Annotated in this window: 14 protein-coding genes; 2 read left to right on the plus strand and 12 right to left on the minus strand. The window is 59.6% G+C overall.

The window, feature by feature from the left end:
• Positions 1-268: 268 nt before the first annotated feature.
• Positions 269-1,384, plus strand: coding sequence for an AAA family ATPase (locus N005_RS13375; protein WP_047701627.1), 1,116 nt, complete (start codon positions 269-271; stop codon positions 1,382-1,384).
• Positions 1,378-1,953, plus strand: a complete 576-nt coding sequence (locus N005_RS13380) for a DUF4276 family protein (RefSeq protein ID WP_047701628.1) — start codon at positions 1,378-1,380, stop codon at positions 1,951-1,953. The genes N005_RS13375 and N005_RS13380 overlap by 7 nt, the downstream gene beginning before the upstream one ends.
• A gap of 52 nt (positions 1,954-2,005) precedes the next feature.
• On the opposite strand, the gene N005_RS13385 is transcribed toward N005_RS13380, so the two are convergent.
• The 12 genes from N005_RS13385 to fleN form a co-directional block, all read right to left on the minus strand.
• Positions 2,006-2,401 carry a DUF2802 domain-containing protein gene (locus tag N005_RS13385; RefSeq protein ID WP_047701629.1) on the minus strand — a complete coding sequence of 132 codons (396 nt, stop codon included), beginning with the start codon at positions 2,399-2,401 and terminating at the stop codon, positions 2,006-2,008.
• Positions 2,402-2,887 (minus strand): chemotaxis protein CheW, encoded by a 486-nt coding sequence (locus tag N005_RS13390; protein ID WP_024778681.1) that lies wholly within the window; start codon positions 2,885-2,887, stop codon positions 2,402-2,404.
• A 70-nt stretch (positions 2,888-2,957) separates the two neighbouring features.
• The gene (locus tag N005_RS13395) at positions 2,958-3,830 is read right to left on the minus strand and encodes a CheW domain-containing protein (protein ID WP_047701630.1); all 873 of its coding nucleotides are present in this window, start codon (positions 3,828-3,830) and stop codon (positions 2,958-2,960) included.
• Between the two features lie 80 nt (positions 3,831-3,910).
• Positions 3,911-4,702 carry a ParA family protein gene (locus N005_RS13400; protein WP_047701631.1) on the minus strand — a complete coding sequence of 264 codons (792 nt, stop codon included), beginning with the start codon at positions 4,700-4,702 and terminating at the stop codon, positions 3,911-3,913.
• Between the two features lie 49 nt (positions 4,703-4,751).
• A complete protein-coding gene (gene motD, locus N005_RS13405) occupies positions 4,752-5,636 on the minus strand; it encodes a flagellar motor protein MotD (RefSeq protein WP_047701632.1) in 885 nt (294 codons plus the stop codon).
• Positions 5,637-5,651: 15 nt separating this feature from the next.
• On the minus strand, positions 5,652-6,392 hold the full coding sequence (locus tag N005_RS13410; RefSeq protein ID WP_024778677.1) for a flagellar motor protein: 741 nt from the start codon (positions 6,390-6,392) through the stop codon (positions 5,652-5,654).
• Positions 6,392-7,528 (minus strand): protein-glutamate methylesterase/protein-glutamine glutaminase, encoded by a 1,137-nt coding sequence (locus N005_RS13415; RefSeq protein ID WP_047701633.1) that lies wholly within the window; start codon positions 7,526-7,528, stop codon positions 6,392-6,394. Before N005_RS13415 ends, N005_RS13410 begins: the two co-directional genes overlap by 1 nt.
• A gap of 48 nt (positions 7,529-7,576) precedes the next feature.
• Positions 7,577-9,871, minus strand: a complete 2,295-nt coding sequence (locus tag N005_RS13420) for a chemotaxis protein CheA (protein ID WP_047701634.1) — start codon at positions 9,869-9,871, stop codon at positions 7,577-7,579.
• A gap of 24 nt (positions 9,872-9,895) precedes the next feature.
• Complete coding sequence (locus N005_RS13425; protein ID WP_047701635.1) at positions 9,896-10,684, minus strand: protein phosphatase CheZ; 789 nt, start codon at positions 10,682-10,684, stop codon at positions 9,896-9,898.
• Between the two features lie 18 nt (positions 10,685-10,702).
• Positions 10,703-11,074 (minus strand): chemotaxis response regulator CheY, encoded by a 372-nt coding sequence (locus N005_RS13430; RefSeq protein WP_003183998.1) that lies wholly within the window; start codon positions 11,072-11,074, stop codon positions 10,703-10,705.
• Positions 11,075-11,188: 114 nt separating this feature from the next.
• On the minus strand, positions 11,189-11,932 hold the full coding sequence (fliA, locus tag N005_RS13435) for an RNA polymerase sigma factor FliA (protein WP_024778673.1): 744 nt from the start codon (positions 11,930-11,932) through the stop codon (positions 11,189-11,191).
• The gene (gene fleN / locus N005_RS13440; protein WP_003184001.1) at positions 11,929-12,759 is read right to left on the minus strand and encodes a flagellar synthesis regulator FleN; all 831 of its coding nucleotides are present in this window, start codon (positions 12,757-12,759) and stop codon (positions 11,929-11,931) included. Before fleN ends, fliA begins: the two co-directional genes overlap by 4 nt.
• Positions 12,760-12,777 lie beyond the last annotated feature (18 nt).

Below are 12,777 nucleotides of genomic sequence, written 5' to 3' on the forward strand. Positions count from 1 at the left end.
TCGGCGGGTTGTTGCTTTTCTGGTCCGTATTTAGAGGCGATAGAAAGCCTTCTGAAAGACGCTCAGTAAGATTTAGGCCTCCGCTTTTTTGGTCTTTGTCTTGAATGCAAAATAGCCAATAGTCCTACCGAATTTCACTCAGAAGCAGGCTTTCCAATTTGTCTATAGAATCAGCGCCCATTGAGTAGAATACATTACGAAAAATGACTCCAAGCGCCTGATCTCAAGGATTTCTGTGCTGGTGACCGAGGAGAGCTGAGGATTTGCGATGAAAATTGAATACCTCGAGATCGAAGGCTTCAAGAGCGCGGTAAACATAGTCCTGCGGGATGTGCCGCCCTTTACAGCTCTAGCCGGCTCGAACGGTGCAGGTAAGAGCAACATTACTGACGCGCTGGCCTTTCTGGGGGCGGTAGTGAAGCGAGGAGCTGCCCAGGCAATACGTGACTTTGGGGGATTCCAGCAGATTCACTGCTTCAAGCATAGGAAGGAAAAACGAACGACAATCTCCTTTGCACTCAGGATAAAGCTCAAAGAAGAGTTGTTCGACTACAGCTTGAAAATATCCGGAATAGATCGGGTACCTCAAGTACTTGAAAGCTTGAAGGTCAACGGCAAACAAGTCATTGACCGCAAGACTAGCAACGAAACGCAGATTGCTTTAAGTGACGCCCAGGGTCTGCAGCTCTTGCCTGAATACGCACAGGACATGACTGCGCTCATGCTGCTCAGCCATTCGCCGCTGTATCGCATGCTCACCAATATCCAAGTATTCCGGATCGATCCGCTAGAAGCCAAGGAACCTGACAACTCAACAGCAGACGCTACGACACTCGATAGTCACGGTCGAAACGTGGCAACCATGTTGTCAGTTCTGGAGAAAAACGAACGCTTTCGTGACCAGGTACTGGAATGGATCGAGTTGATAGTTCCGGGAATGGAGAATGTCTCTACCGAGAAGCAAAGGTTGGATGGCTCAACGGTGATTACCTTCAAGGAAGAAGGAACAAAAGCTCGGTTCCCGGCACGGCTGATTTCTGACGGTACGATTTATGCCCTGTGCATCATGACCGCTGTATTAAGCCGTGCAGACAAATCAGGCATCACAATCATAGAGGAGCCGGAACGAGGCATTCATCCGAAAGCTATCGGTGAGCTGGTCCAGTTGATGCGTGAAAATGCGTCCGTGGAGCACCCGGTTCTCATCACCACCCATAGCGAATCCGTTGTCCGGAATCTTGACCTTGAAGAACTGTGGCTCGTGAATAAAGAGGATGGCAAGACCAAGGTCAAATGCGCTTCGGACTCAAGGGTCGATAAAAAAGATATCCCGCTGGACACCGCCTGGCTGGCCAATCTTTTTGATGGAGGCCTGCCATGGTAAAAGTTGGATTCATCGTTGAAGGCGACAGCGAAAAAATCGTTATCGAATCCGCTGACTTCAGAGCGCTTCTGCTGGAAAACGACTTTGAACTGGTCAATCCCGTGGTCAATGCCAAGGGAGGCGGTAATCTTTTACCGCAAAACATCGACGCCTATCTGGCGCGCCTGGATCAGCAAGCAGTGGACAGAATCGTTGTGCTTACTGATCTCGAAGATGAAGAATCGGTTGATGTAGTCAGAGAGCGCATCTCAAACGATCGAATAGATATCACATTTGTCGCTGTAAAAGCATTGGAAGGATGGTTCCTGGCTGACTCAAGTGCAATACGCAAATGGCTTGACGTCCATCACTTCGATGAGCCTCAACCCGAGCAGACACTGAACAAGCCCTGGGACCGCCTCAAAGAAATATCAAATGAGCTTGGCAAACGCGGTCCGGGCAACAAGACCGCGTTTGCAAAGAAGATGGTCAAGCACTATGGCTTCAGCATTCGTCAAGCCGCCTCGCACCCAGGGTGCCCAAGTGCGAAGGAACTTGTCAGCTATTTCACGAGGCAAGGACAAGCCTAAGCGCAGGACAACCTGCAGGCTGAAATCTCTTGCAGCTTGCCGCTCAAGGCGCTTAGCCGCCCCTGTGCAACTTGCTCATCAATTCCGCCTCGGCCTGGGTCAAGCCACAGGCCTGGGTCAGTTCGTCGATACTGGCGCCCATGCCCACCAGCCGCGCGGCCTGGGCAAAGGACAAGCTTGAGGGGTCGCGCTGTTCCAGTTGGGCCAGTTTGTCCGGTAATGGGCCGACCACGGCACGCAGCTCATGGATGGCTTCCCCCATGCGCACGGTACCGTTCTGGTAATCGTCGACACGCTTGGCCAGGTCTCGGATGCGCTGATCGCGCAGCGCATCGCCCTGGGCCTGTTGAGCGGCGACCTGCCGCTGGTCGCGTATGTACGCCAGGAACATCGCCAGCGTGCCTGCCCAGAAAAGAAACAGGACAATGACTGCTACCTCAAGAATCAATCAGATACTCTCCAGTTCCGACCACTCTTCCTCACTCATCATTTTTTCCAGTTCGACCAGGATCAGCAACTCGTTGTTCTTGTTGCAGACGCCCTGGATGAACTTGGCCGATTCTTCGTTACCGACGTTAGGCGCGGTTTCGATTTCCGACTGACGCAAGTAAACCACTTCGGCAACGCTGTCGACCAGGATACCGACCACTTGCTTGTCGGCCTCGATGATCACGATACGGGTGTTGTCGTTGACCTCGGTGGAATTCAGGCCAAAACGCTGGCGGGTGTCGATCACCGTGACCACGTTGCCGCGCAGGTTGATGATACCCAGCACATAGCTTGGCGCACCCGGTACCGGGGCAATCTCGGTATAGCGCAGCACTTCCTGCACGCGCATCACGTTGATGCCGTAGGTTTCGTTATCGAGTTTGAAGGTGACCCATTGCAGGATCGGATCTTCGGAACCCTTGAGAGACGACGCCTTATCATTCATACCCTGACCCCTCGAAAAACCGCCTGTGGCGGTGTGTTCTGCGCCGTGACGCTGTGCGCCACCGACTGTGTTATTTCGGTTTCTGGACCGGCTTGGTGCCGCCCAGGTGTTTTGCCCCGCCACTGGCGATCAGCTCCGCCAGCTCGGAAACGTCCAGCAAGGCGCACATGTGCTCGATCACCGTACCCGCCAGCCATGGCCGTTGCCCTCGATGGCTGCGCCACTTGATCTCGCTCGGGTCCAGGCGCAGCGAACGGCTGACCTGGTGCACCGCCAATCCCCACTCGTAACCTTGTACCGAAATCACGTATTGCAGGCCCTGGCGAAAATCATCGCGATAACGGTCCGGCATCACCCAGCGCGCCGTATCCAGTACCTTCAGGTTGCCGGCCTGGCTCGGCAGGATCCCGAGGAACCAATCCGGCTGGCCAAACAACGGCGTCAATTCGTGCCCGGCCAGGGAGTAAATCGATCCCAGGCATACCAGCGGCACCGCCAGGGTCAACCCGGCCACATCGAACAACAGGCACTCGAACGGCTCCGCGGCCCAGGCCGGACGGTCGTCGGTTTCCACCGGCGGCGGCGTGTTGCTCGGTGGCAGATGGACTTCCACCACTGGCGTCACCAGGCCCTGCAACAACGGTGCAACGGTGGAAACCGCCGCCAGCACCGGCGCAGGCGCCTCCATGACTTTCATCGGTGGCCTGGCGACCGGTGCTTCCACCGCTGCGGCAACCACTGACTTGCGTGCATCACGGGCCTGCTCTTCGAGCACGGCCGCCTGAAACTCATCCAGCACACCTTCGGCTTCGACGGACGCGGGCAAAGCCTCGGGCACGCTCGGTTCCGGTGGCAATTCTTCGGTCGCCTCCTGCAACAGCCCATCCAGGTAGGACTGCAAGGCCATTTGCGGACGCGAGGTTGTCTTGATCGGGCGGTTCATGAAAACAGTGCACCGCATATGAACGTTATCGGCATGAGTGCCATCAGACTTGAGCCTGCAGAGCGTTTGGAAGCGTTCAATCAGGCCACCTGCTGAGGAACAAGCTGCTGGGCCAGCAGGTGCTTGAGCAACGCCCGGTAGGCCAGAACGCCACGGCTCTTGCCATCGAACTGGGAAGGCGTCACACCGGCTCGGCTGGCATCGCGCAAACGCGTGTCGACCGGGATGTAGCCCTGCCAGATTTCATCCGGGTACATGTCCCGCAATACGCGCAACGTTCCCATGGACGCTTGGGTACGGCGGTCGAACAAGGTCGGCACGATGTTGAACGGCAGCGACTGTTTGCGTGAGCGGTTGACCATCGCCAGGGTATTGACCATCCGCTCCAGCCCCTTCACCGCCAGGTGCTCGGTCTGCACCGGGATCACCAGTTGCTGACTGGCCGCCAAGGCATTGACCATCAACAAGCCCAGCAGCGGCGGACTGTCGATGATCGCGTAATCGAAATCCTGCCACAGCTGCGCCAGACTCTTGGCGATCACCAGGCCCAAACCGCCCTGCCCCGGCGACTGCCGCTCCAGGGTGGCCAGCGCGGTGCTCGACGGCAACAGCGAAATCCGCTCGTCGCTGGTGGACAGCAGCAATTGCCCCGGCAAGCCCTCGGGCACATTGCCCCGATGCAGGAACAAGTCGTAGTTGCTGTGCTCCAGGCTATCGGGATCGTAGCCGAAATAGCTGGTCATCGAGCCATGGGGGTCCAGGTCGACGAGGACCACACGCTTGCCCGCCTCGGCCAGTAATCCGGCTAAAGCGATGGAAGAAGTGGTTTTACCCACCCCACCTTTTTGATTGGCAACTGCCCAGACTCTCATTCGGATCGTTCCTCCCGGCCGAAACAGGCTCGACCGAGAAATAGCTCGGTTATAAAGCGGGTGACGGAGAATTGACGGCGCTCTGTCTTCCCGGTGTCTTGACCGGGGTCGGTGCAGTTTGTGTGCCAGCCCGCTTCAATGCGGCATCCGGCTTTGCATTGGCCGTGCCGGTACCGGTCAGGCTGCGGCGTACATCGAGGTTGCGCGACACCACCAGTACTACGCGCCGATTTTTCGCCCGCCCTTCGACAGTGGCGTTGTTGGCCACCGGTTGGAACTCACCATACCCCACCGACGCCAGGCGCCCGGGGTTCACACCTTGCATCGCAAGCATACGGACGATGCTCGCCGAGCGGGCCGAAGACAGCTCCCAGTTGGTCGGATACTGCGCGGTGCGAATCGGCTGGTCGTCCGTGAACCCCTCCACATGGATCGGGTTGTCGAACGGTTTCAGGATCGCGGCCACCTTGTCGATGATGTTGAACGCCATGTCACTGGGCATGGCGTCGCCGCTGCCGAACAACAGACTGGAGTTGAGTTCGATCTCTACCCACAGCTCGTTGCCGCGCACGGTCATCTGGTTGGAGCTGATCAGGTCGCCGAAGGCCGCGCTGATGTCATCGGCGATGCTTTTCAACGGATCGCTGCCACCGGCAATGCCAGCATCGACCTGTTCGGCGTCGCGGACCAACGGCTTGGCCGGTGTGGTCGTCTTGGGCCGCTCGTCGCCGATGGGAATCGGCTTGAGGGCGCGGTCCGAGTCGGTAAAGACGCCGATCAACGCCTCGGAGATGACCTTGTATTTACCCTCGTTGACCGAGGAGATCGAATACATGACCACGAAAAAGGCGAACAGCAATGTGATGAAGTCGGCGTAGGAGACCAGCCAACGTTCATGATTGACGTGCTCTTCATGATGCCTGCGACGCGCCATGGTCCATTACTCCCATTAGTCCATGAAGCCCTGGAGCTTCAATTCAATGGAGCGCGGGTTTTCACCTTCGGCGATCGACAGGATTCCTTCCAGCAACATTTCGCGATAACGCGACTGGCGCAAGGCAATGGACTTGAGTTTGGCGGCAATCGGCAACAACACCAGGTTGGCACTCGCCACGCCATAGATGGTAGCGACGAACGCCACGGCGATGCCGCTACCCAGCTGCGAGGGGTCGGCCAGGTTGCCCATCACATGGATCAGGCCCATCACCGCACCAATGATGCCGATGGTCGGCGCGTAACCGCCCATGCTTTCGAAAACCTTGGCCGCTTCGATGTCGCGGCTTTCCTGGGTGTAGAAATCCACTTCCAGGATGCTGCGGATGGCTTCCGGCTCGGCGCCGTCCACCAGCAACTGCAGGCCTTTTCGCGAGTAGTTGTCCGGTTCGGCATCGGCCACGCCTTCCAGGCCGAGCAGGCCTTCCTTGCGGGCGGTCAGGCTCCAGTTCACCACGCGGTCGATACCGCCGGCGAGGTCGACCCGTGGCGGAAACAGAATCCAGACCAGCACCTGTATGGCGCGCTTGAACGCACTCATGGGCGACTGCAGCAGCGCGGCACCGATGGTGCCGCCGAGCACGATCAGCGCGGCCGGGCCGTTGGCCAGGGCGCCGAGATGACCGCCTTCCAGATAGTTGCCACCAATGATGGCGACGAACGCCATGATGATGCCGATCAGGCTGAGGACATCCATTACAGGCACGCCTCGACCAGGTTCTTACCAATGTCGTCCAGCCCATACACCGCATCGGCCAGGTCGGCTTTGACGATCGCCATCGGCATGCCGTAGATCACACAACTGGCTTCGTCCTGGGCCCAGATCGCACTGCCGCCCTGCTTGAGCAGGCGCGCGCCTTCGCGACCGTCGGCGCCCATGCCGGTCAATACCACCGCCAGAACTTTGTCACCGTAGGATTTGGCTGCGGAACCGAAGGTAATGTCCACACAGGGCTTGTAGTTCAGGCGCTCGTCGCCCGGGAGGATTTTCACCGCGCCGCGACCGTCGACCATCATCTGTTTGCCACCCGGGGCCAGCAACGCCAGGCCCGGCCGCAGGATATCGCCGTCCTCGGCTTCCTTGACGCTGATATTGCAGAGCTTGTCCAGGCGCTCGGCGAACGCCTTGGTGAAGGCAGCGGGCATATGCTGGATCAACACGATGGGGGCCGGGAAATTGGCCGGCAACTGGGTCAAGACCCGTTGCAGCGCCACCGGACCACCGGTGGACGTGCCGATGGCAACCAGCTTGTAGGCCTTGCGCTTGGGTGCCGGCGATGAGGCACTCGCCGAGGCCGAGGCCGGAGCCGGACGAGCAGGTGCAGGGGCCGGCGCACTGCGTACCGGGGGCGGATTGAAGCTGCCCGACGATGACGCAGGACTCGGTGCGGCCACAGGCGCGGGAGCCGGCGGAGTGTAGGCACTCACGCGGCGGTTGCTGCGGGAAATGCTGTGGACCTTCTCGCACAGCAACTGCCGGACCTTGTCGGGGTTGCGCGAGATGTCCTCGAAGTTCTTCGGCAGGAAATCCACCGCCCCGGCGTCCAGCGCGTCGAGGGTGACACGGGCGCCTTCGTGGGTCAGGGAGGAAAACATCAATACCGGAGTCGGGCAGCGCTGCATGATATGCCGCACGGCCGTGATGCCGTCCATCATCGGCATCTCGTAGTCCATGGTGATCACATCCGGCTTGAGTGCCAGAGCCTGATCGATTGCCTCTTTGCCGTTGGTCGCGGTACCGACCACTTGAATCGTCGTGTCCGCCGAGAGAATTTCCGAGACGCGGCGGCGGAAGAACCCCGAATCGTCCACCACCAGGACTTTAACTACCATAAACACTCCGTTAGACGAGGCGCGGCACTGGGCCGCGCCCCTCCAGAATCAAATACGCCGCGCGGCGTAACGCTTGAGCATGCTCGGTACATCGAGGATCAGCGCGATGCGGCCGTCGCCGGTGATGGTGGCGCCGGACATGCCCGGGGTGCCTTGGAGCATCTTGCCCAGCGGCTTGATGACCACTTCTTCCTGGCCCACGAGCTGGTCGACGACGAAGCCGATCCGCTGGGTGCCCACCGAAAGGATCACCACGTGGCCCTCGCCCTGCTCCACATGCGCCGCGGAGCTGACCAGCCAGCGCTTGAGGTAGAACAACGGCAGTGCCTTGTCCCGCACGATCACCACTTCCTGGCCGTCCACCACGTTGGTGCGCGACAGGTCGAGATGGAAGATCTCGTTGACGTTGACCAGCGGGAACGCGAACGCCTGGTTGCCGAGCATCACCATCAGGGTCGGCATGATCGCCAGGGTCAGCGGGACCTTGATGAGGATCTTCGAGCCCGATCCCTTGACCGAGTGAATGTTGATCGAACCGTTGAGCTGGGAAATCTTGGTTTTCACCACGTCCATGCCCACGCCACGACCCGATACGTCGGAAATCTCGGTCTTGGTCGAGAAGCCGGGGGCGAAGATCAGGTTGTAGCACTCGGTATCGCTCAAGCGGTCGGCAGCGTCCTTGTCCATCACGCCGCGCTTGACGGCGATGGCACGCAGCACTTCGGGGTCCATGCCTTTGCCATCATCGGAGATCGACAGCAGGATATGATCGCCCTCCTGCTCGGCGGCCAGGATCACCTTGCCGCTACGGACCTTGCCCGCGGCTTCGCGCTCTTCCGGCGACTCAATGCCGTGGTCGACTGCGTTGCGCACCAAGTGGACCAGCGGGTCGGCCAGGGCCTCGACGAGGTTCTTGTCGAGGTCGGTATCTTCACCCACCAGTTCCAGGTTGATTTCTTTCTTGAGCTGGCGAGCCAGGTCACGTACCAGGCGCGGGAAGCGCCCGAAAACTTTCTTGATCGGCTGCATCCGGGTCTTCATGACCGCGGTCTGCAGATCGGCCGTGACCACGTCGAGGTTCGACACGGCCTTGGACATGGCTTCGTCCTGGCTGTTGAGGCCCAGGCGCACCAGACGGTTACGCACCAGCACCAGTTCGCCGACCATGTTCATGATCTCGTCCAGGCGCGCAGTGTCGACCCGAACGGTGGTTTCGGCTTCACTGGTCGGCTTTTCCGCCGGTGCAGATGCCGCGGCCGGGGCACGGGCAGGCGCGGGCGTAGCGGCCGCCGCTGCAGGCTTGGGTGCGGGTGCCGGTGTTTCGGCCTTGGGTTCCGGTGCCTTGGCGGCGGCTTTTGGCGCAGCCTTGGCGGCCGGTGCGGCAGTTGGCGCAGCAGAGGCGGCGCCGACTTCGCTGAACTTGCCTTTGCCGTGCAGATCGTCGAGCAGCGATTCGAATTCCTGATCGGTGATCAGGTCGCTGCCGGCCGCTGCGGCGGCAGGCTTGTTCGGAGCCGGCGTGGAGGCAATGGCCGACTCCAGGGCGTCAACGGCGAAAGTCCCCTTGCCATGCAACTGATCGAGCAAGGCTTCGAATTCATCGTCGGTGATGTCGGAGCTATCGCCCGCGGCTTTCGGCGCGGCTGGCGCTGCCGGCGGGACAACCGCATCGACAGCGAACTGGCCTTTGCCATGCAGTTGATCGAGCAGCGACTCGAACTCCGCATCGGTGATTTCATCGCTGGCCGCGCCAGTATCGGCGGGCGCAGTCGCTACCGGAGCCTGGGTCTGAGTCTGGGCTTCGGCCTTGACGGCACTCAGGGAGTCCAGCAGTTGTTCGAATTCGTTATCGGTGATATCGCCCGACTCCTCGGCGGCCGATTCCTCGGCGGCCGGCTCCTCGACAACGGGTTCTTCAACCGCGGTCTCGACCGGAGCGGCTTCGTCAGCCGATTGCGGCTCGGCCAGGCGCGACAGCGCAGCGAGCAACTCAGGGGTGGCAGCGGTGATCGGCGAACGATCACGCACCTCGCTGAACATGCTGTTGACCGCGTCCAGCGCTTCCAGCACCACGTCCATCAATTCCGAATCCACGCGACGCTCACCCTTGCGCAGGATGTCGAACACGTTCTCGGCAATGTGGCAGCACTCCACCAGCTCGTTGAGCTGAAGGAAGCCGGCGCCTCCTTTTACAGTGTGGAAACCGCGAAAGATTGCATTGAGCAGATCCGCATCATCCGGCCGGCTTTCCAGCTCGACCAATTGCTCGGACAGTTGCTCTAGAATCTCGCCGGCCTCAACCAGGAAATCCTGAAGGATCTCTTCATCGGCGCCGAAGCTCATTAATGGGGTGCTCCTAAAACAGGGCTAAAATCCAAGGCTGGACAGCAAATCGTCCACATCGTCCTGACCGGACATAACGTCTTCTCTTTTATCGGCATGAATTTGCGGACCTTCACCCTGAGAGAGATGTTTTTGTGGATCTTTTTCGGCAAGCATCGCTTCACGGTCGTGTTCGATGCCCGCAAAGCGGTCGACCTGGCTGGCCATCAACACCAGTTTGAGCAGATTGCCTTCGACTTCGGTGACCAATTGGGTGACGCGCTTGATCACCTGGCCGGTCAGGTCCTGGTAGTCCTGGGCCAGCAGAATATCGTTGAGGTTGCTCGCGACCGCACGGTTATCGGTGCTGCTGCGTGTCAGAAAACCGTCGACCCGACGCGCCAGGTCGCGGAATTCTTCCGCGCCGACTTCACGACGCATGAAACGGCCCCAGTCGGCGCTCAAGGCCTGGGCTTCATCGCCAAGGCCATTGACCAGCGGCGTGGCGCTTTCCACCAGGTCCATGGTGCGGTTGGCGGCGGCCTCGGTCAGCTTGACCACGTAGGACAGCCGCTCGGTCGCGTCAGTGATCTGCGAGACCTCCTCGGCCTGGGGGGTGTTCGGATCGATCTGGAAGTTGACGATCGCGCTGTGCAATTCACGGGTGAGCTTGCCGACTTCCTGGTACAGACCACGATCCCGGGTCTGATTGAGCTCGTGGATCATCTGGACTGCATCGCCGAAACGACCTTTTTCAAGGCTGTCGACCAGTTCGCGGGCATGTTTTTTCAGGGTCGATTCGAAATCGCCCATTGAAGCTTCATTATTCTCCATAGCTCCCCCGTGGCGCCGTTAACCGATGCGTTCGAAGATCTTTTCGATCTTTTCTTTCAACGCCTGGGCCGTGAAGGGTTTGACCACATAGCCGTTCACACCGGCTTGGGCCGCTTCGATGATCTGCTCGCGCTTGGCTTCGGCGGTGACCATCAACACAGGAAGGTGCTTGAGTTTTTCATCGGCACGCACATGGCGCAGCAAGTCGATACCGGTCATGCCGGGCATGTTCCAGTCAGTCACCAGAAAGTCGATGCTCCCGCTGTTGAGAACCGGGATGGCGGTGGTGCCATCGTCGGCCTCGACCGTGTTGGTGAACCCAAGGTCACGCAACAGGTTTTTTATGATCCGCCGCATCGTTGAAAAGTCATCAACGATGAGGATTTTCATGTTCTTGTCCAATTCGACCTCCAAGCAGTCTTAAACGCGTACAGCACCTGAACGCGCCATTTCAATCAATCCGGTACAGCATCCGACGACGGTCCGGGGCACCCGAACCGACTATCAGCGCGCTCGCCACTCCCCCAAACGCCCCCGCAAACGGGCGGCGCACTGGCTGTGTAACTGACTGACCCGCGATTCGCTGACCCCCAGGACCTCACCGATTTCCTTGAGGTTCAGCTCTTCGTCGTAGTACAGCGCCAAGACCAGTCGCTCACGCTCCGGCAAATTGGCAATCGCATCGGCCAGCGCACTCTGGAAACGTTCGTCTTCCAGATCACGCGCAGGCTCCATGTGAGTACTCGCGCCATCCTCGTGCAGCCCTTCATGATCGCCGTCCTGCAACAGGTCGTCGAAACTGAACAGACGGCTGCCCAAGGTATCGTTCAAAATCCCGTAATAATCATCGAGACTCAACTGGAGTTCGGCCGCAACCTCATGATCTTTAGCGTCTCGTCCGGTTTTCGCTTCAATAGCGCGAATGGCGTCACTGACCATGCGGGTATTGCGATGCACCGAACGGGGTGCCCAGTCGCCCTTGCGGACTTCGTCGAGCATCGCGCCGCGAATGCGGATGCCGGCGTAGGTCTCGAAACTGGCGCCCTTGCTGGCATCGTATTTGTTCGCCACTTCGAGCAGGCCGATCATGCCCGCCTGGATCAGGTCCTCGACCTGCACACTGGCCGGCAACCGCGCCAACAAGTGATAGGCGATGCGCTTGACCAAGGGCGCATAACGCTCGATCAACTCGTATTGGGCGTCCCGTGCCGATTTCTTGTAGAGGTGGTTGTAACCGCTGGCTGTCATAACACGGGCCCTGCTGTTTGTTGCACGAGACGCTCGACGAAAAATTCCAGATGCCCGCGTGGGTTGGCCGGCAGCGGCCAGGTATCGACCTTCTGGGCGATTGCCTTGAACGCCAGCGCGCATTTGGAACGTGGAAAGGCTTCATAGACGGCACGTTGCTTCTGGACCGCCTTGCGTACGCTCTCGTCGTACGGCACGGCACCGACGTATTGCAGGGCAACGTCCAGGAAGCGATCGGTGACCTTGGTCAACTTGGCGAACAGGTTGCGCCCTTCCTGCGGGCTCTGGGCCATGTTGGCCAGGACGCGGAAGCGGTTCATGCCGTAGTCGCGGTTCAGGAGCTTGATCAGGGCGTAGGCGTCGGTGATGGAGGTAGGCTCGTCACAGACCACCAGCAGCACTTCCTGGGCGGCGCGCACGAAGCTGACGACCGAATCACCGATGCCCGCCGCCGTGTCGATCACCAGCACATCGAGGTTGTCGCCGATGTCGCTGAATGCCTGGATCAGGCCGGCGTGCTGGGCCGGGGTCAGATGAACCATGCTCTGGGTGCCGGAGGCGGCCGGCACGATGCGAATCCCGCCCGGGCCCTGCAGCAGCACGTCACGCAATTCGCAGCGGCCTTCGATCACGTCCGCCAGCGTGCGTTTGGGTGTGAGCCCCAACAGCACGTCGACGTTCGCCAGGCCCAGGTCGGCGTCCAGCAGCATGACCCGTCGGCCAAGCTCTGCCAGAGCCAGGGACAAGTTCACTGACACGTTAGTCTTGCCGACGCCACCTTTGCCGCCGGTCACCGCGATCACCTGTACGGGATGCATGCTGCCCATGTTCGTTCTTTACCTGTC

It is taken from the genome of Pseudomonas mediterranea CFBP 5447 (genome assembly GCF_000774145.1).
Taxonomy (GTDB): Bacteria; Pseudomonadota; Gammaproteobacteria; order Pseudomonadales; family Pseudomonadaceae; genus Aquipseudomonas; species Aquipseudomonas mediterranea.

Excerpts from the sequence above, each read along its gene's own strand:
- N005_RS13375 (WP_047701627.1), top strand. The coding sequence starts at position 269 with ATGAAAATTGAATACCTCGAGATCGAAGGCTTCAAGAGCGCGGTAAAC.
- N005_RS13380 (WP_047701628.1), top strand. The coding sequence starts at position 1,378 with ATGGTAAAAGTTGGATTCATCGTTGAAGGCGACAGCGAAAAAATCGTT.
- N005_RS13390 (WP_024778681.1), bottom strand. The coding sequence starts at position 2,887 with ATGAATGATAAGGCGTCGTCTCTCAAGGGTTCCGAAGATCCGATCCTG.
- N005_RS13395 (WP_047701630.1), bottom strand. The coding sequence starts at position 3,830 with ATGAACCGCCCGATCAAGACAACCTCGCGTCCGCAAATGGCCTTGCAG.
- N005_RS13400 (WP_047701631.1), bottom strand. The coding sequence starts at position 4,702 with ATGAGAGTCTGGGCAGTTGCCAATCAAAAAGGTGGGGTGGGTAAAACC.
- motD (WP_047701632.1), bottom strand. The coding sequence starts at position 5,636 with ATGGCGCGTCGCAGGCATCATGAAGAGCACGTCAATCATGAACGTTGG.
- N005_RS13410 (WP_024778677.1), bottom strand. The coding sequence starts at position 6,392 with ATGGATGTCCTCAGCCTGATCGGCATCATCATGGCGTTCGTCGCCATC.
- N005_RS13415 (WP_047701633.1), bottom strand. The coding sequence starts at position 7,528 with ATGGTAGTTAAAGTCCTGGTGGTGGACGATTCGGGGTTCTTCCGCCGC.
- N005_RS13420 (WP_047701634.1), bottom strand. The coding sequence starts at position 9,871 with ATGAGCTTCGGCGCCGATGAAGAGATCCTTCAGGATTTCCTGGTTGAG.
- N005_RS13425 (WP_047701635.1), bottom strand. The coding sequence starts at position 10,684 with ATGGAGAATAATGAAGCTTCAATGGGCGATTTCGAATCGACCCTGAAA.
- N005_RS13430 (WP_003183998.1), bottom strand. The coding sequence starts at position 11,074 with ATGAAAATCCTCATCGTTGATGACTTTTCAACGATGCGGCGGATCATA.
- fliA (WP_024778673.1), bottom strand. The coding sequence starts at position 11,932 with ATGACAGCCAGCGGTTACAACCACCTCTACAAGAAATCGGCACGGGAC.
- fleN (WP_003184001.1), bottom strand. The coding sequence starts at position 12,759 with ATGGGCAGCATGCATCCCGTACAGGTGATCGCGGTGACCGGCGGCAAA.